The 20,316-nt window shown below is 49.5% G+C and carries 7 protein-coding genes; 3 read left to right on the top strand and 4 right to left on the bottom strand.

Going from position 1 to position 20,316, the window contains the following annotated elements; all coding sequences use genetic code 11:
- Positions 1–12: 12 nt before the first annotated feature.
- The 4 genes from proW to ACN0VA_RS06175 all read right to left on the bottom strand — a co-directional run bounded on the left by proW (position 13) and on the right by ACN0VA_RS06175 (position 3,944).
- Positions 13–1,101: a glycine betaine/L-proline ABC transporter permease ProW gene (proW, locus tag ACN0VA_RS06160; RefSeq protein ID WP_417820300.1), complete on the bottom strand. Its 1,089-nt coding sequence runs from the start codon at positions 1,099–1,101 to the stop codon at positions 13–15.
- Positions 1,094–2,326: a glycine betaine/L-proline ABC transporter ATP-binding protein ProV gene (proV, locus tag ACN0VA_RS06165; protein WP_417820301.1), complete on the bottom strand. Its 1,233-nt coding sequence runs from the start codon at positions 2,324–2,326 to the stop codon at positions 1,094–1,096. Before proV ends, proW begins: the two co-directional genes overlap by 8 nt.
- 154 nt (positions 2,327–2,480) lie before the next feature.
- Entirely contained in the window at positions 2,481–2,888 is a 408-nt protein-coding gene (locus ACN0VA_RS06170) for a c-type cytochrome (protein WP_417820302.1), read from the bottom strand.
- A gap of 258 nt (positions 2,889–3,146) precedes the next feature.
- Positions 3,147–3,944, bottom strand: a complete 798-nt coding sequence (locus ACN0VA_RS06175; RefSeq protein WP_417820303.1) for an alpha/beta fold hydrolase — start codon at positions 3,942–3,944, stop codon at positions 3,147–3,149.
- Positions 3,945–4,841: 897 nt separating this feature from the next.
- On the opposite strand from ACN0VA_RS06175, the gene ACN0VA_RS06180 reads away from it, so the two are divergent.
- From ACN0VA_RS06180 to ACN0VA_RS06190, 3 genes are read left to right on the top strand one after another with little or no spacing between them, the layout of a single operon-like run.
- Positions 4,842–6,560, top strand: coding sequence for a ShlB/FhaC/HecB family hemolysin secretion/activation protein (locus ACN0VA_RS06180; protein WP_417820304.1), 1,719 nt, complete (start codon positions 4,842–4,844; stop codon positions 6,558–6,560).
- On the top strand, positions 6,560–19,597 hold the full coding sequence (locus ACN0VA_RS06185) for a hemagglutinin repeat-containing protein (RefSeq protein WP_417820305.1): 13,038 nt from the start codon (positions 6,560–6,562) through the stop codon (positions 19,595–19,597). The genes ACN0VA_RS06180 and ACN0VA_RS06185 overlap by 1 nt, the downstream gene beginning before the upstream one ends.
- 9 nt (positions 19,598–19,606) lie before the next feature.
- Positions 19,607–19,828 carry a hypothetical protein gene (locus ACN0VA_RS06190; protein WP_417820306.1) on the top strand — a complete coding sequence of 74 codons (222 nt, stop codon included), beginning with the start codon at positions 19,607–19,609 and terminating at the stop codon, positions 19,826–19,828.
- Positions 19,829–20,316: the final 488 nt, after the last annotated feature.

Below are 20,316 nucleotides of genomic sequence, written 5' to 3' on the forward strand. Positions count from 1 at the left end.
TAAAATGACGTTTTACGATTTCACAACTAGACTGCGCACCAGACCAACAGGCCCGGTTTCGTACCAATGGCGAATGCCTTTGTGGCGTTTTTCTTCACCCATTGCTTGTGTGATGCGGTCCAAGACAATAGCCAGCAAAACAATGCCGACACCGCCAATGGTCGCAAGCCCCATATCAAGACGCCCGATCCCACGCAAAACCATTTGCCCCAGACCACCCACAGCAATCATGGAGGCAATTACCACCATGGACAGGCAGAGCATCAATGTCTGATTGACCCCCGCCATAATGGTCGGCATGGCAAGCGGAAGTTGGACTTTAAACAAAAGCTGGCTTGGGCTGGCCCCAAAAGAACGCGATGCCTCAATCAAATCATCAGGAACCTGACGGATGCCCAAATTGGTCAAACGGATCAAGGGCGGTAAGGCAAAGATAATCGTTACGACGACACCGGGCACGTTGCCGATACCAAATAACATGACAATCGGCACCAGATAGACAAAGGCCGGGGTTGTTTGCATGGCATCCAGCATGGGCCGCACCGTTGCCGCCGCCTTGTCCGAACGCGATAGCCATATGCCGATGGGCAAACCGATCACCATACTGAAAAACACGGACGTTAAAACAAGCGCCAACGTCACCATTGTTTCAGACCATGCCCCGATCAGACCGATTGTCACCAACGAAATGATTGACGCCAAAGCCAGTTTTTTGCTGGCCATTTGCCATGCAATCAACCCAAAGATCACAATGACGAGGGCGGCAGGCATCGCCTGTAGGCCAGCCTCAATCCCGCTGAGTGTCGCATCAATTGGAATGCGCACAGCCTGAAAGACCGGACGAAAATGGGTGACGAGCCATTCCAGCCCGTTTTCCACCCAGACATCCAGTGGGATGACCGCGTGGGAAAAAGGATCAAGAATATTAAAATCCACTTTGTCCGCATGTGAATTGGCCAGCCAGTCTGCCTGCGGGGCAGTACTGGATTGTTCGGAAACACCCCAGGCCGTGCCTTCATTTCCGGTCGCCGGAACATCAGGTGTCGCAGGCGCCGCCGTTTGGGGTGCGCCCCACGGATTTGTTGTTGCTTGATCAGCCATGTGCCACTTCCTCCGTTTCCTGATCCAGTGTTTCGAGCAACGATGTTTTGGTGACCACACCGATATATTTATGGTTTTCATCGACGACGGGCAGACCGCATTCGGCATTGGCAACACTGCCGATAATTTCCGCAAGGGCCGTATCTGCCGGCAAGGTGTCGATATCTTTAAGAAAGGCACAGGACAGGTCCTGTGCAGGATTAACCTTGATCGCCTCTTTTAAAGATTTCGACGAGACAATTCCGGCAAACTTTCTATCTTTACCGAGAACGTAGGCATAAGATCGGTCTTCCTGTCGCAATTCTTCCAAGGCAGTACGTAAGCCAACCCCGACACGCCCGATCACGGTGACCTGACTTTTACGTGCAATATCTTTGGCACTGAGGACCGTGGAAACATTGACGCCACGGAAGAAAGATTCCACATATTCGTCGGCCGGATTATTCAAAATTTCTTCCGGTGTACCGACTTGAATAACGCGCCCACCTTCCATAATAGCAATACGATCCCCAATGCGCATGGCTTCATCCAGATCGTGCGAAATGAAAATAATCGTGCGCTTATGTTTTTCTTGCAGGGTTAAAAGTTCATCCTGCATTTCACTGCGAATTAAAGGATCAAGGGCGGAAAACGCTTCATCCATCAACATGACAGCCGGGTCGTTTGCAAGGGCACGCGCCAGCCCGACACGTTGCTGCATGCCACCGGACAGTTCATCAGGATAGCTGTGCGCAAAGGCCTCCAGTCCAACTTGCTCCAAGGCTTCCAGAGCGCGCTTGTGACGTTCTTCAAGATCGACACCGGATAATTCCAGACCAAAGGCCGCATTATCAATAACATTAAGATGTGGCATCAAAGCAAAAGACTGAAAAACCATACTCATATCGTTACGACGCAGGTCCATGAGTTCTTTATCAGACATTTTGGCAATGTCCTTGCCATCAAACAGAACTTGCCCCGATGTCGGTTCGATTAAACGATTGAGAAGGCGTACCAAGGTGGATTTCCCCGAACCGGACAACCCCATGACAACAAAAATCTCACCTTCCTGAACGCAAAAACTTGCGTCACATACACCGACAACCTGTTCGGTTCGGTCAAAAATTTCTGATTTTGGAACACCTTGGTTCAAAAGCTTCATTGCCTTGCCCGGGTTTTTCCCAAAGACTTTATATAAGTTTTTAACGACAATTTTGCCGTCGTCGTTTTGCTTATCCTCACTCATAACTTGATCCGTTTCTTGTCTATTCTTTTGTGGATGCAAAATGTTTTGGTCGGATGTCGATCCATCCGATAGTGCCCTAAAATAATTGATATTCTCATCAACACAGGCCACACAAGAAACACCCGCCAAAAGGCGGGTGTTGATCTTCAGATAACTATTTATTTTCTGCTAAATAAGCAATGACATCAGCGCGATCATCCGCCTTCTTCTTGCCTTTCAGCTTGAAAGTCATTTTTGATTTAACTTTTTTACCGGCCTTGGCAGACAGATATTTAGAAGGATCCTGCAGATATTCATCTAAAGAGGCCGCGTCCCAGCTCAGGTTCTCCGCAGCAGCCATATAACCTTTTGAATATTTATAGCCTTCTGCCGTACCGCCACTGCGACCAACAACACCAAAGAGGTTCGGGCCAACTTTATGTTTGCCGCCTTGCTCAATCGTATGGCAGGCTTTACATTTCTTGAAAACTCGTTCACCTTTTTTTGCATCGCCATCTGCAAGGGCAGGTGCCGTCATCATAGCGAGTGCCATCAGGCTTGTTACGACGAGTTTGTTTGACATGTTCCGGTCTCCTTAGTCATTCTTTCCAAACTTATGGAGTATGCGGAAAACGTCATTTCGTCATTTACATATGTTAATCGAGGCAAAATAAATATCACAATACAATTACTTCACAGGCACAAGCCGCCTTCATAATAATTGTTCAAAATTAGAAAACACTCAACCAGGCGAATAGACAAGTTGGCACACGATCGCTAATTTATATTTAAAATATAGCGTCGGTTATTATCATTATGAAGATAAATCCAGCATCAATTCTCAGATATTGTTGTTGCCTATTTCTTTAACCCAGATCTCGTTAACCAAATCCGAATGCGTGATGGGCCCCATATGTCCACAATCCACTTGGTGGAACGTCAAATGGCGCAACGTGTCTTTTAATTTATGCGAGATGGTTTGCGACGATATCGGACTACGCTCTCCCATAATCAAAGTGATGGGAAAGGAAAAAGAAGCATAATCGCTTAAAGAAAGCGGCTCTGTTAACAAAGCTTCAAAATCCAGAATGACTTTATCCACTTGAGCAATCATGGCTTGCTGCACATTTGGTGGAAAGCTATCAAAGGCGCCCTGACCGGACCAGTAATCTATAAAAGCCTGACATAAGCGAACTTTATTTCCATTTTTTAAGTCCTCATATAACCCGTCAATCACCCCAAGAATTTGGCTCAGCCCCTCACAAGGCGCTTCCAGTAAATGAAAGGCGACAGGTTCAAACAGGTGTAGTGATTTTACTTTCAGGGGATGCTCATACGCCCATCGTAAAGCGGTTGCCCCACCAAAGGAATGACCGATAACATGCACCGTTGTTTCTTCAGCAATATCAAGCTCATCCAAAACTCGATCAATTTGTGCGATTTCGGATTTAAGGCTATAATTCTCTCTCTGTGACGGAAAAGGGGCGTTTCCATAACCAAGCAAATCAATCGCGATCACACGATGTGTAGATGACAACTGCGTCATCAAACCTTTCCATTGTGATTTGGAACTCATGGAACTATGGAGCATTAAAACCACGTCTCCCACGCCAGTTTGAATGTAATGCTCTTGGCTCATTGTTCGCTCTCCCTACAATTAAGGTTTGCACCATATAAAAAAAGGCAGGCTAAACGCAAGACACGAATGCAAAGTCGAACATATATTTGAATATTTGATCCGCATATCTCACAACACTCAGCCCTATTATCGGATTTTTTGTTTTGGGCACAGGATGGGCACAGAGGCTAATTTTCACTTTCTTTAGAGATTAAAAAACCCCGCCAGCCGTGCTGACGAGGTTTCTGTATCGTTGGTTGCGGGGGCCAGATTTATCGTACTCGCTTCGCTGCGCCGTTGCCTTCGGCCGAACTGTTGCAATCTGCGCTTTTCAGCGCATCTTGCGCAGTAAAAATATGCCACCCCAACATCCAGAATCAAAGAAGCCCCACACAGATGTGTGAGGCTTCTTTGATATGGTTGCGGGGGCCAGATTTGAACTGACGACCTTCAGGTTATGAGTTTCAAATCCAACTCATGCAAAGAATTGGCTTAAATGTCAGATAGATGATTTATCACGTATTTACAATGAGGTATGGATTACAAAGTTCCTAAATAGATGGACATGGGATGTCATAGGTTAGCCTTAAAATGTTTACCTATTGATGACCTGATTTTGGCGTATTGGTTGATTAGATATTCCTCAAGGAAATGGCTTCTCTCGCTAGATTCGCGCAATAGTTTTAGAGTTATTCCATATATTTTCTTTTTAATCGCTTGAGAATTTTTACTCCTCAACCCTTCATTACAAGTTGTGCATACGTAGTTATTCATTCTTGTAGATAAGCATTTTTCCTTAGCTTTATTTGCGCAAGCTTTGTCAATTCTCTTTAAGAGGGTGTTTTCGCCTTTTATGTTCGGCTCCGGTCTTTAGGTGTATATACGTATCTATAGTGGGGTTACTTTGGGCGGGATTAGGTGTTGGCTTGGCTGAGCGTGATCATACTGTGCATTGCAGGCAATGCCTCTGGGCAGGCGATCCCGCAGGCGGATTTAAACGTCATCCAGAAACAGCAAAACGAAATCCAGCGTCACAACGAGACCCAGCGTCGCCTGATTGAACTGAAGAATAAATCCGGTGCCAAGACCAAGACACAGGCTATCCCTGCCCCGGACCTGCCGGACCTGCCCGATGGCGAGACCTGTTTTCAAGCCAATGAGATCATCTTTCACGGCATTACGTTGCTCAGTGAACAGGAGCAGGATGCCTTGCGCGCGCCTTATCTGGGCAAATGCATCACCTTAAAAGATGTGGATGAACTGCTGCGTACCCTGACCAATCTTTATACAGAAAAAGGCTATGTCACATCGCGCGGCTTTATCCCGAGCCAGAATATCAGTGACGGATCACTGGAATTACAGATCGTTGAAGGATATGTGGAAGGTTATGAGCTTCAGGATGATAAATGGTTCAAAAGCACCCGCCTCAAAACCGCCTTTCCTTTTACCTTGAATGAACCGCTGAACCTGCGCGATATCGAACAGGGATTGGACCAGATCAACCGCTTGGCCTCCAATAATGCACAAATGAAACTGGAACCGGGTTCACGCCAAGGAGCAACTCTGGTCAAGATCGACAATCAAACCTCTTTTCCCGTTCATTTAAGCAGCAGCTATGACAATTCCGGCAAGGCTGCCACAGGGATCCAGCAATGGAGTGGCACCCTCGGTCTGGACGATATGCTTGGGCTGAATGATTATCTCTCGTTCAGTTGGTCCAAGGATACAAAGGCCGGTGATCCCCAGCACAGTCAATCCCTTTCCGGTTTTTGGTCGGTCCCCTTGGGCTATTGGACCTTGTCAGGATCACACAGTTATTATTCACATGCCAGCCGGGTCAATACGACCACAGCCAGTTATCTCAGTTCCGGCTATTCGCGCACACAAAAACTGGAACTGGACCGGGTTTTACATCGCAATCAGGATGGTAAAACCAATGCAAGCCTTTTCCTGCGCCAACATAGCGCCACCAGTTTTATTGAAGACCTCAAATTGGAAAGTTCCAGTTATCGCCTCGCCAGTCTGGGGGTGACGCTGGGGCATAACACGCGGCTTTGGGATGGAATTGCCTCGGTCAAGATCAAAGTGGAAAAAGGCTTGCGTGCTTTTGGGGCCAAAGAGGACGAAGGCATTACAAATCCGTCCAGCCCCCGGGCACAATTTATCAAAAGCGAACTGGACCTGTCTTATTACAAACCGTTTGAATTCGCCGGACAAAAACTGTCTTACAACGCGACTGCCCATGCACAATGGAGCCCCATGACCCTTTATGGAGCCGATCAGATCTCCATCGGGGGGCAAAGCTCGGTTCGGGGCTTTCATGAATATACCTTGGGCGGCGATCAGGGGGCTTACCTGCAAAACACCGTGTCCTGGGCCTTACCGGCAACCAGTAACGATGCCTTTAACACCACCTTTGGCACACTTTCGCCTTTTATCGGTTATGACCTCGGCGCCCTTGAAAACGATCAAAAAAGCGACACGGAAAAAGGTGTGGTCTCCGGCTATGCCTTCGGACTTAAAAGCACGGGTGGGTTGGTCAACGTCTCTGTGACCTATGCCCGCCCGATCCGCAGTCCCGCCTATCTTGAAACACGACATCACGAATTGCACCTCAGTGTAGGAGTGGCCTTGTAATGAAACTTTTCTTCAGAAACACCCTGTGCTGGCTGCTCAGCCTTTTAATCACCCTGCAACCCAATATCGTACAGGCCCAACAGGCCAATATCACACTGGAAGCCGGTAGTGGGGGCAGTGTTGATCAAACGTTTAACGGAACGCCTTTGCTCAACATCACCGGGCCGAATGCCTCCGGTATCTCGCACAACAAATTCACCGACTTTAATGTGGGCAGTAAAGGTCTGGTCATCAATAACGCCCTTGAAAACACCACCAGCCAGATCGGTGGGGCGTTACTGGCCAACCCGAACCTGCAGGGCAATGCGGCCCGCCTGATTTTGAACGAAGTCACCAGTGCCAATCGCACCCGGCTGGATGGATTTAGCGAAATTGCCGGACAAAAAGCGGATTATATCCTCGCTAACCCCAACGGCATTACCTGTAACGGCTGCGGCTTCATCAATACCTCACGCACCACTTTGACAACCGGTGTTCCGGTTTTTAACGGAAGCCAACTGGAAAGCCTTTCGGTTGATCGCGGCAATATTATTGTGGAAGGCCTCGGCCTGAATGCCCGTGACACGGATGCCTTTGACCTGATTACGCGCGCAGCGCAAATCAGCGGGGCGATCCACGCCAAGGAACTGAATGTGATCACCGGGCGCAACGATGTTGCCTATGCAGACCGGGCAACCACGGCTAAAACCGATGATGCCCATCCCAAACCAAGCCTTGCTATTGACAGTTCTGCCCTGGGCGGCATGTATGCCGGACGGATATCACTGCTGGCAACCGAAAAAGGGGTCGGTGTGAATATGCAGGGCGATATGGCCGCCACCAGTGGTGATCTGACCTTAACCGCAGATGGGCGCATTGAATTTAACAAGATTGCCGCCCAAAACGATGTCACCCTGAGCGCACAAAATAACAACACGATCAAAAACAAGGGCAGTTTATACAGTGGGCGAGACCTCAAGGTCAGTGGCGGGACCATTGAAACGCAAAATGCGGTTATGGCCGCCAAAAACAATGTCACCCTGAACGGTCAAAGCCTTGAGGTCCAGAACGGGGAAATCGTTGCGGGCCGCCTTGAAGACGGCTCCAACACCGCAAGCGGGAAACTGGATGTGACGACCCAAAATGCTGTTAACCTTGAAGGGGGGCGCCTGCAAGCGGCAAAAACGGCGACCTTAAAGGTCGGCAGCTTAAGCGATGGCAGTGGGTCAAATGGCATTCAGGCAAACGGTGATCTCAATATTGATGCGCAACATGCCCTCACCTTGAAAGGTGTGCTTCAAACCAAAGGCAATCTAAAGGCCACCGCCACGGATTTGAACCTGCATGACACACAGGCCCAAGGCAACACCACTTTAAATGCCACAGGCCATATGACCCTGTCGTCGCATGTCCAATCGCGACAAAAAACCACAATTAATACCGGCAACCTACAGGCCCATCAAATCACATCGGGTGATGATCTGGACATCACGGCCACGCACACGGCGAACCTGAACGGAAAAGTTAAAACCAACACCTCTCTGAATGTCACAGGAGAGAACGTTCAAGCCTTGGATATGGAAAGTGTCCAAGGCTTGACGCTTGATGGAACTTCATCGCTGAGAACCACCCAATTGCGCACAGGTGGTGATCTTCAATTAAGCGGTGGTGCGATCACTCTTCAAGAAGGAACCATTGAAACAGGCGGCACCACGACCGTGAGCGCCACCTCAATCCAGAGCAAAGCGACCTTAAAGTCTTCCAAAGATATCCGTCTGACATCTACACAAGAGACAAATGTGCAGGAAGGCAGTAGCGTTGCTTCAAGCGGAACCTTGTCAATTCAGGCACAAACCATCCAAAACGCAGGGACACTCAGTTCACAATCCGGCACGACCTTAACGGCAAGTCAATCCATTGACACGACAGCGACGTCAAAAATTGAAAGTGCGGCTCAAACCCGGCTTGTTGCCACTGGTGATATCTTCAATGCGGGCACCACAACCGCACAAACAAACCTGAGCCTGAAGGCCCGTAACCTGATCAACAGCGGGACATTAACAGACGGCAGCACGGATGGATTAACCCTGGAGTTGTCCGGTGATTTAACCCATAACGGTCTCATCCAATCCATTGGCGACCTATCCTTAAAACTGGACGGGCAGATAGCTGGTACAGGTGGTGCCTTCAAAGCGGTCAACGATCTGACATTGGAAGCCACCAATATTGATGTCCATGATATGGACTTCAGTGCCCTTGGCAAGGGAACACTGATTGCACAGGCAAACCTGAGCTGGAGTGGCGATATTGCCACAACAGAGAGCTTCAAGGCCAGCGGGCAGAACCTCACCCTAAATGGCAAACTGGATAGCACACAGGATGCCACGTTGAGTGCGGACAACACGCTTACTTTAGGCGCTAACAGCACCATCGCCACGGATTTAACCCTCACCGGGGATAGCCTCCATGTTGCCAACGCCAATATCGGTGGGAAGGCCACCTTCACAGGCAACCGTTATAGCGGTAGCGGCAATCTGGAAGCCGGTGGTTCCATCAAGATCACCACGAGCGAAGACCTGAACCAAAACACCGGTCGGATCGTCAGTGACAAACAGTTGGAACTGACCTCAACGGGCGGAAACATCACAACGAATGCCACCTTGTCCGGTAAAACCGGAACAAGTCTGAACGCAAACAAGGCAATCCAGACAGGCAGCAACACCAAAGTTCAAAGCGGGGATAGCACGACGATCACGGCAGGGACGACCCTGACCAATGATGGCCTGCTATCGGCGATGGGTAATGTTGTGTTGTCGGCCAAGAACATGATCAACAATGCGGTCCTTGCCGCAGGTAAAAGTCTAGGGTTCACCATTACGGAAACCGCAACACAGAACGGAACTGTCTATGGGCAGGAAGGTGTTAGCCTGAGCGCAACCACCTTAAACGGCACCTCCGGTTTGTGGGAAAGCCGAGGTAATATCATCCTGAGTGCCACCAACATCAATGTCAGCGATATGGACCTGACTTCGTTGGGCACAACTACCCTAAGCGCCACAGAGGATTTAAGCTGGAGCGGTGATATTGCCACAGTACAAACCTTTAAGGCCAGTGGACAGAACCTCACCCTAAACGGCACATTGGACAGTACACAAGATGCCACGCTAAGTGCGACAAACGCGCTTACTTTAGGCGCCAACAGCACCATCGCCACGGACTTGACCCTCAATGGCAGCACAATACAGGTTGCCAACGCCAATATCGGTGGAAAGGCCACCTTCACAGGCAAGAGTTATAGCGGCAGCGGCAATCTGGAAGCGGGTGACACGATCAAGATCACCACAACTGAAGATCTGAGCCAAAACACAGGCCGTATCATCAGTGAAAAACAGTTGGAACTGACCTCAACGGGCGGGAAAATCACAACGGATGCCACCTTGTCTGCCAAAACAGGGATCACACTGGATGCCAATCAAAATATCGACATTGCCGCCAATGGCATTATCAAAGGAAACGGTATCACAACCTTGAAGGCAGGGACCACTGTCAACAATGCGGGACGTATCTCTGCTGTAAGGGCCATTGACATCACCGCGATTGATCTGTTGAACAATGGGGCGATCCTGACAGGTGATCAACTTGGCCTGAACCTGAACCAATCGCTAACCAATAACGCCGTCCTCTACAGCCACGGATCGTTAAACCTGTCCACCAACACCATCAACGGAACAGGTGGTTCATGGGAAAGTGATAGTGATATCACCCTGAACGCTACCAACATCAATGTCAGTGATATGGATCTGACTTCGTTGGGCACCACGACCCTAAGCACCACAGGGGACCTAAGCTGGAGTGGTGATCTCTTCACCGAACAGAACTTCACAGCCACCGGAGATAATTTGCATCTGTCCGGTCAGTTACAGGCCAACAAAAATGCGACCTTGACGGCAACAAATGCAGCTATTCTGGACGCAAGCGCATTGATTGGTGAAAACCTGACCATCCGTGGGACAGACCTGTCACTGGCAGATGCCGGAGTTCGCGGCACAACAACCCTGAGCGGGACGACCTATAGCGGCACAGGAACCGTCGAGACCCTGAACGATATCACGATCACCACCACAGGTGCCCTTCATCAAAAAAGCGGGACCTTAAAAACCGATACCCTGCTTACCCTCGCATCAACCGGAGGAACGTTGACTTCCGATGGGATCTTATCCGGTAAAACCGGCGTGAACTTAACAGCCCAAAAAAACATTGAAATCGGTGAGACGGCAGGCGTTCACAGTGATGGTTCAATAACATTGAAGTCGACGGAGACCCTGACTAATGCCGGGAAAATCTCCGCCCTCAAGGACCTGAGCTTCACCGCAAAAAATATGGTGAACAATGCCCGGATCACCGCAGATCAAGACCTTAAACTGACCATAGAAGAAACAACAACCAACACGGGCCTTCTTCATGGGTTTGAGAACCTGACAGTGGACACAACAACCTTACAAGGGGCAGATGGCACATGGGAAAGTGCCAAGGATATCCTGATTGAAGCCGATACCATAAATGTCAGCAACGCCACACTGATCTCACAGGGGCACACGACCTTAACCGCGACCGATGCCCTGAACTGGTCCGGTGATATCGACGTGAGCAAAACCTTAAACGCCACAGGCGACAGTCTCAGCCTGCAAGGTATGCTGGATGTGATCGACAATGTGATCTTAAGCGCAACCAACACGCTGGACTTAGGGGCCACAACAAAGCTGGGGAAAAACCTGAACATCACTGCTAAAGACATATCTTTGGCAAACGCAAGTATGGCAGGTGCCCTGACGATAGAAAGTGACATCTACCGTGGAACCGGTGAGGTTGGCGCCAATGGCGACATTACCATCACGACATCTGGGACCTTGGCACAAAACAGTGGGGACTTGAACAGTAACCAACACTTGAAACTGACGTCAACGGGCGGGGATATCACCACAAACGCCACCCTATCCGGCCTAAACGGCACAACGATTAAGGCAGACCAAGCCATTAGCCTTGGTGCCAATGCTATCGTTAAAAGCGGCACGTTGGAAAATGCAACAACCACGTCCATCAGTGCCGGCACCGGCCTGACAAACAATGGTTTGATCTCTTCAATGGGGGATGTGGTTCTACAGGCGAAAGAAATCATCAACAACCTGTCTGTTGCCTCCGTCAAAGCCCTTAATCTGGAGGCCACGCAGGAGATCACCAATAACGCAACCCTGTTTGGTAACGACAGCCTAAGCGCAACGGCCCCCAACATCACCGGTAATAACGGCACATGGGAAAGTAATGAGGATGTTAGCCTGAGTGCAACCACCCTGAACTTAAGCAACACCACGTTAAACTCAAAAGGGACAACAACCCTGACGGCAACAGGCGCTCTCAACTGGTCAGGTGAACTCAACATTACCAAAGGTCTGACGGCCACAGGCGATACCCTTAATCTACAAGGCACACTGGACGTTGGGCAAAACGCTACCCTGACAGCCACCAACGGAGCAACACTGGGGGCAACATCGGCCATTGGTGGGGATTTAACCATAACAGGCACAGACCTCGTACTGGCATCCGCAGGCGTTCAAAACAATGTTACCTTGAGTGGAACCACCTACACCGGCAACGGGGACTTGAACGCCAATGGCGATATCTCGATTACAACATCGAGAGACCTTACGCAAAATACGGGGCAAATCGTCAGTGACAAAACATTAAATCTAACCTCCAGTCAGGCAAATATCACCACCAACGGGATTTTATCTGCGCAAACCGGACTGACACTGGATGCCCATCAGGACTTAACCATAGATGCAAATGGGACAGCACAAAGCGGCAGTACCGAAACACAAGCCACCACGACCTTGAGCGCCGGAACCACCCTGACAAACAATGGCCTGATCTCCGCCATCGGGGATATCGTTCTCAACATCAAGGATATGGTGAACAATGCGTCCGTCATCGCCATCAAAACATTGGGCTTTAACGGCGCAGAAAATGTGACTAATAACGGCACCTTCTATGGCAAAGACGCTCTGACACTGAATGCGGCCCAAATTCGTGGCAACAATGGTCGCTGGGAAAGTGAAAAAGATATTACCCTGAGCGCCACCGACTTTAACCTGACCAACACAGCTCTCACTGCCTTGGGGAACGGTTCCCTCACCGCAAGCGGAGCGCTCAATTGGGCGGGGCGTCAACGTGTTGCGAAGAACTTGACGCTTAACGCCAATACGCTCAATCAGCAAGGCACTCTGGACGTTGGCCAAGATACCACGCTGGAGATTGCAAACGCAGCCACATTATCCGCCACCGCCACCATCGGCGGGGCCTTGGATATCAGCGCGCGCGCCCTTGTAATGGGCACGGCTGATGTAAACGGGGCGGTGACCTTAACTGCCACGACCTACACCGGTAACGGTGATCTGGATGCGGGCGGGAACCTCAGCCTCACCACATCAGCGGATCAGAACCAAACCATTGGACGCATGGTCAGCGAAGGCCAACTTAACCTGACCTCAACAGGGGGCAACATCACCACAAACGCCATCCTATCGGGTAAAACCGCAACCACGCTGGATGCTCACCTCGCTATTAACGTGCAAGAAAACGGTAAGGTGCAAAGCGGGGCGGCCGCCACCCTCGCGGCGGGTACAACCATTGACAACAAAGGCTTTATCACCGCTCAGGATACCCTCACCCTGAACACAACCCACGTGACCAACAGCGGGTCTATGGGCGCAAACGGTCTGACCTTCACCCTCAGTGGGGATCTGACCAATACCGGGACGCTTTATTCAAAAGATCATCTTACCTTCAAACTTCCCGGTACCCTGCTCAATGACGAAGGTAATCTGATTGCAAACGGTGATATCCAGATCGATGCCGACGGCACTGGCACCAAAAACACCAAAGTCTGGAACTATTCCGGCCTCATCGAAAGTACAAATGGCGGGATCTCCATCAATACACAAGAGTTGCTTAATGAAAGAAAGGGGCTGGTTGAGACAAATAAGTTAAAATCTTCCAACAGCACTAAAACAGTTTATACAAGTCAGCGCTTGGGAAATACAATCGCAATAGGGAGTGGTGATAAAGCCAGATACATTAATCAATATTGGGTAAGCTTTGGGGAACAAGGTGATTTTCAATATGTTGATTTTTATAAATTCGCAGACATCTTAACATATGAATATTCAGCGACTTCTACACAACCAATTCCAAAAATAATTAGTTTGCAGAATTTAAATATTTTGGCAACTACGACTACAAATAGCAGTGGTTGGATCCATAGTAATCAGGACATTCTGTTAACGGGGCAAACTCTCAACAATATTGGTCACACCCATTCAGAAAAAATTATTGAATCTGGTAGTTATGCCGATGGTACTTATTGGGCTGGTTCTGGTGGCGAGGGATCAATTTATGATATTCGTGTCCTTAATTTGCCAACGACTGAAAAATCCACCATCACCGATCCCGGCGATACCTTTATCACAGCAGGCGGTAACATCACCGGGGACTTTACCGGGCAGATTGATAATATTTCCATCTTCGGTGGGGCGGATCCCAAGACAATTACGGGTGGAAACATGGATCTGGCGCGCACGTCCGCCAGCCTGAACGCCCCGCAGAACGCCCAGACCACAGCCGGGTCTGATGCCCAAAATGCGCAAAGGGCCAACACCACCGGTCCCGCCGATGTGACCACCACAGGTGACAGTCAAACACAGGCGGCAGACAATGCCAACCTGACAGGCCCCAATGGCGGAACGATCAACACCACTGCGCAAGGTGCAGAAAACACCGATGTGGACGCACCCTCATCGCTCACCACCCAAAACACAGCCCAAGGGGCACAGGATGCCGACCTGAACAACCCGGGCGAAAATAATCTGCAAAACAACCAACCGTTCAGGGCCACAACCGCAGACCTGCAAGCTGCACAAGCCCCAACGCCCGCCCCTGCGATCAACGTTCATGCCACCGCCCCGGATATCGGCCTGCCAAGCCCGGAAGACCTGAACGCTGTTTTCGAACTGCCCACAGGCAACGGCGCCTTGTTCGTCCAAAGTAAAGACCCGCAAGCCAACTTTATTCTGGAAAGCAACCCGGTGATGAACGATCTCGGCGCGTTGTTCAGTTCCGACTATTTTACCCAGCGGGCCAACCTGAGTTTGGATCAGGAATTCATCCGTCTGGGGGACAAGGACTGGGAAACCCGCCAAGTGCGCGACCAAATCATGGCCGTCACCCATAAGCGGTTCTTAAATGACCAGATCACATCCGATTCAGACCAGTATAAAACCCTGATGGACAATGCCCTCGCCCAACATAAAGAACTGGACCTGTCCTACGGTATTGCCCTGTCACAGGAACAGATCGGGGCTTTGACCCAAGACATGGTCTGGATGGTGGAAACCGAACTCAATGATGGTCGAACCGCAGTGCGCCCCGTGGTCTATCTGGCAGAGGCCAGCCGCGCCCAAATCGATAGTTCCGGGGCCAGCATTATCGCAAGGGGCGATTTAAACCTGACCTCCGGTGATGACTTTGCCAATTCCGGCACGCTGAAAGGCACAAATGTCGCCTTAACCAGTAAAACCGGCAGCTTCACCAACACTTACGGCAAGGTTCAGGCCACAGATACCCTGTCCATCACCGCCCAAGAAGACATCATCAATACCGGTGGCCTGATTTTGGGCAAAGACGTTACCCTGAGTGCCACCAACGGTGATTTTATCCAGACAACCGAGACATGGCGACAATCAGAAACCACCGTCGATCATTATCAAGGGGTCTGGGGCAATACCAAATCCATCGCCTTTAACGACATTGCCGGACCACGTGCCAATGTCCGCGCCCTTGGCGGCAATCTCACGATCAAAAGCAAAGGCGATATCACCGACAGCGGTGCAGGCACCTTTAGCGCAGACGGTAACCTCACACTGGATGCAGGCGGCACGATCAGTCTCGCCTCTCTCACCACCCGCACCCGAGATTATGGTCTGGGTGAATATAAAATCGACGGGGTACAACGTTCAACCGAGTTGACCAGCACCCTTTGGTCCGGCGGTGATATGACGTTGAACAGTGGGGAACAAAGCCTGCTGTTTGGCACCAAAGCCACCGCCGGGGGTGACCTGTCCATCAACAGCACCACCGACACCTTCCTCAGCGCCGTACAAAACAACACCCTCACCGATCGTGGTAATTGGGGGTTCGGCAGACGATGGTCCAGTGCTGTTCAAAACGACCTTGCCGAACTCAAAGCCGGGGGCAGTCTATCCATTACCAGTGGGCAAGACACCTCGATTAAAGGGGCAGCGTTGGATGCCGATGGGGCGCTTGCCCTTACCAGTGGCGGCAATACCTTGATTACCGGGGTGCAAGATACCTTCAAAAAAGACATTGTCGGTAAGAAATATGAACTGCACATAGACAAACGCGATACCATCAGTTCCAGCCTGAACGCAGGGGACAACCTGACGATCAAGAGTAATAAAAATCTTGATATTGCAGGCAGTACGATCACGGCTGAGAAATCCATCGACCTTCAGGCCGATGAAAACATAAATATCACCAATCTACAAAATGTTGATATTCGAAAAGAGTGGACCTCGAAAAAAGGCTTTATTTCCTCTTCTTCCACAACGAGTGAGGCCTATAAGGAACAGTCCGTCTCTTCCAACATTGGGGCGGGTGAAAATATTTCCATTCGCGCTGCCAATGATGTGACCATTACCGCTTCCAATGTGGAAGCAACTGGTGATCTAAGCGTACAGGCCGAAAAGGACCTGTCAATCACATCAGCGGAAGATTTAAGCTATACCTCGCGCACAACACGTAAATCATCCGGCATCAACCTTGGGATCGTCAGCTATAATTCCTTAAAAGGGACGGCCAATAAAAATCAACAGGTCAATACGATCACCTCAAACCTGCAAGGTGAAAACGTTGACTTGACGTCTGGGGCCGATCTCGGGATCAAGGGTTCTCAGGTTATTGCCGCCAATGATGCCACCCTTAATGTCGGTGGAAACCTGAACATTGAGAATGCCAGCAATACGAAAGAGAGTTCCAGTTCCAACTTTAAAAGCTCCAGTTTTAGTGCAACCCTTCCGGTTTACTTCTTCGATGTGAACCTCGGTTACAATTCAGCAAAAACCAAATCGGATAACGTTTACGATAAAACCGTTGTGGCCTCCCGTGTTGTTACAGGAAATGATCTCAATGTAAACGTGGGTGAAGATGCAAACATCACCGGGTCAGACGTTCAAGCCGGTGGTGACCTGAATGTAAAAGTCACCGGTGATCTGGGACTTGCCACCGCCCAAAATGTTCATAATGAAAGCCATAGCGAGTCAAAACAAAGCGGCTTTAGCATTGGTGTGTCTTATAACGGCTTTGGTGTCAATCTTGCCCAAAGTAAACTCAAGGGAACTGAAAACTCTACCCTTGATGTGCTCAATGAAGGCAGCCTGTTAAAGGCAGGTGGTGATCTGAACGTGGCGGCCAATAACGTCACCATGATCTCCGGCGAGCTTACCAGTGGCAACGGCACAAATCTTGAAGCCACCAACGATATCACCCTTGCCACCGCACAGGATATTCACCAGACCTCAACCTCCACGATTTCAGGCAAGACCAATTCCGTTGGCGTGAGCTATGGCAAAGGGGTTTCGGATAGTGTGAACCTGAATGTCGGGGCCAATGTCTCCAAAGGTACATTCACGACCAATACCCATACCGTAACGGACACCATCCAACAGGGAACGGATATCACAGCCGGAAACAATATCAACGTCACATCCGGTGCCGATACCAAGTTGGTCAATGCAGACCTGAACGCAGGCGGAGATACCACAGTTACGACCGGAGGCGCTGTCAATCTGCTCGCCGCCGCCGATATCCGCGAAACCACCGATACGACAAAAACCACCAAGACTTCTTCGGTCGGTGTCACTGTGGGGGCGAGCCTCAATTATGAAAACGGTGGGAAAGACAGCACGTTCGGCAGTATAGACGGCAAATTCACCACCGGAAACCTCAGTGTCGGCGTCACGCAGACCAAATCCAAAACCACCACGACCGAGACCACAACAACCGAGACCACCTATAAAGGCACCAACCTGACCTCAGGCGGCACCACCACGATTGTGGCGGTGAACGATATCGAGGTTGAAAATACAGAAACCACCGGAAAGGTCCTGAGCACTGATGATGTGGTCAGCACAGGCGGCACCCTGAACGAGACCACCGTCGAAGATATGGTCGAAACTGTCAGCACCACTACAACGACCTCCACCAGCTCCACTAAGGTCACCGGGCCTGATCTGAAGCAGTTCGCCCTTGATACGGTTGGCAATGCTGTCGGTGAGATGGGTGCGAACAAGATTGGGGATATGAAGGAGAAGGGGGACGTCAGTGAAGGCGGCGGCAAAATCCTCCATGCTCTTAACGGTGCTGTCAAAGGCGCGATCTCTGCTGGCGGTAAGTTGGAAGGTGCCGCAGCTGGTGCTGTTGGCGCTGTTGTTGGGGAGATTGCAGCTGACATTACCGGGGACATCGTCTCAAAAGACGATGAGGAGAGAAGTAAAAAGATCACTTATGCGGCCACCACAGCCGCCATGATTGCCGCCAACCTGTTAGGTCAGGATAGCAATATTGCCCAAGGTGCAGCCAGCAATGCGGTTGAGAATAACCGCTTGCTGCATACTGCAGAAGTTCTCGCAATTGAGAAAACTGCCGAGGAAATGGCGGTAGCCAATAAAGACAACAAAGACCCCGAAAAACGCACAAAAGCATATTGGCTCACAGAATTAGGCAATGAAGCTTTGCGTCAGGTTGATGCAGAAAAAGCCCGTGAACTTGGACCTAATAACGATGAAGCCCTCGCCATCCTCGAGACCATAGATCATTACGAACAGGGGTTTATGGATAAGTTTGGCAATCAGCTGAAGTTTTTGGCGAAAGATGATCAATTTACCAACCCAAGCCTCTTTGCCAGCACGGTTATGGCAAATAAGGGTTTCTACGATGTTGTCCTCAAAGATTACACCCCTGCCGGCTTTGAAAACCTGAAAGGCGTTGTTTCTGGCTCAACTCTTGCTATTTCCAATGCTTTAAAGGAAGTCACCAAAAGCTCTAGCGTTGTTGGGGGTGGTGATGAACTTTATCTGAGCGATGAAGAAAGAATAAACCGCACACTAGAGCTGGTTGAAACAAGTAAACAGATTTATCAAGTTAAGCAGGAGCTGAAACAAAAACGTTCAGACCCCGAAGGAAAGCTTTCAGCCGATCAGAAGTCCGAGCTATTTTTATTAAACGATGGTCTGGAACTTACCAAAACAAAAGTGGTCAGCGGCATCACGCAAACGATGCAAAAAGGCTTTAACCAAGGGGCTGCCAAGTTTGTAGCTGAAAATGCCGAGGCTGTAGGCCTGCTGCTATACGATACAATGACTCCGGCACAGCTTCTGGATGGTGACGCTGCTACGCGCAACAAAGAACGGATTGATGGTGTCGTCTATCTTCTTAAAAACTGGGATACCCTGCCTGAACAGATCGCAGATGACTTCAAATCCACCATGGTCAAAGCCAAAGAAAAGCTCGACGCTGGCGATCATGTCGGTGGCATGGAAATCTACGGCGAACTGACGGCCAAGCTTGGTAGCTCGGCTTTAAGTGGGTTGAAGTTAAGCTCAGATATCGCTGGCGCGCTTGGGAAGATTGGTGGGAAGGTTGAATTTGAGATTCATCCCCGTGTAGTAAATCAACTAAACGATCAACGCATGGGTAGCTTGAGAGGTAAATTAAGTAATGATGATTTGCAAAGGCTCGTCAACACACCTAATGCAACAAGGGTACTTGACAATAGGTCTGGACACATAAATGTTATCCAAGAAATTGAAGGAAAAATAATTAGAATAACTGTACCAAGAGATAGCTTCAAGATTATTTCTGTCGGTCCAATTAGAGAAAATCAAGTTAAAAATTTAATTAATAAAGGAGACTTTACTCCTTTGAAGTAGGGCGGAAAAATGACTGAGATACACATTTCAGAAATAGTGAAACAATTTAAACCTAAAGGTATTGATGATGATTTTTTTTTAGAAATTTCCTTTGCAGATCCGAAAGGGACTAAATCAGGTATCATTGATCATCAATATAAAAACGCAGTAATCACTACTGATTGCCCCTATGGTGGAGTGACAATCCTGTTTGACGATGAAGGTCAATTGAAATCTATTGAGATTTGTTAAGGGGAAGTTGGAAGTTCGGGGGACAGTTACGGTGACAGGTACCTACTATTCTACTATTCTGGGGTCAGCCTCGAATGGCACTAAGTTAAGATCTTTTTGCAAGTTCGGGGGAGTTGGGGAGTTCGGGGAGTTCGGGGGACTCGGAAAGTTGGAAAGTTCGGGGACAGTTACCGATCTCTCCGTATTCAGTTCGGCAAAGTTCAGGAATTCGAGGGACAGTTATCGATCTTTGGTCAGTTCGGGGGACAGTTACCGATCTCTCGCAAGTTCGGGGGACAGTTACCAATCTCTCGGTTTTGGTCCAGGCTTTTTAGGTGTAGTGGTCGCGATCTGATCGGACAGTTACCCATTTTTTATGTGTGAATTCGAGGGACGAATTCGAGGGACAGTTATCGATCTCTCGGTTTTGGTCCGGGCTTTTTAGGCAATAAAGGGCGGCCAAGCTGTTCCTCTAAGTTTTGAACAAAGTTGTCGTCGCCTAAAGGTCG

It is taken from the genome of Terasakiella sp., assembly GCF_048267425.1.
Classification (GTDB): Bacteria; Pseudomonadota; Alphaproteobacteria; order Rhodospirillales; family Terasakiellaceae; genus Terasakiella.

What these genes read in the sequence shown, in the direction of transcription:
- ACN0VA_RS06185 (WP_417820305.1), top strand. Translation starts at nt 6,560, where the DNA reads ATGAAACTTTTCTTCAGAAACACCCTGTGCTGGCTGCTCAGCCTTTTA.
- proV (WP_417820301.1), bottom strand. Translation starts at nt 2,326, where the DNA reads ATGAGTGAGGATAAGCAAAACGACGACGGCAAAATTGTCGTTAAAAAC.
- proW (WP_417820300.1), bottom strand. Translation starts at nt 1,101, where the DNA reads ATGGCTGATCAAGCAACAACAAATCCGTGGGGCGCACCCCAAACGGCG.
- ACN0VA_RS06190 (WP_417820306.1), top strand. Translation starts at nt 19,607, where the DNA reads ATGACTGAGATACACATTTCAGAAATAGTGAAACAATTTAAACCTAAA.
- ACN0VA_RS06170 (WP_417820302.1), bottom strand. Translation starts at nt 2,888, where the DNA reads ATGTCAAACAAACTCGTCGTAACAAGCCTGATGGCACTCGCTATGATG.
- ACN0VA_RS06175 (WP_417820303.1), bottom strand. Translation starts at nt 3,944, where the DNA reads ATGAGCCAAGAGCATTACATTCAAACTGGCGTGGGAGACGTGGTTTTA.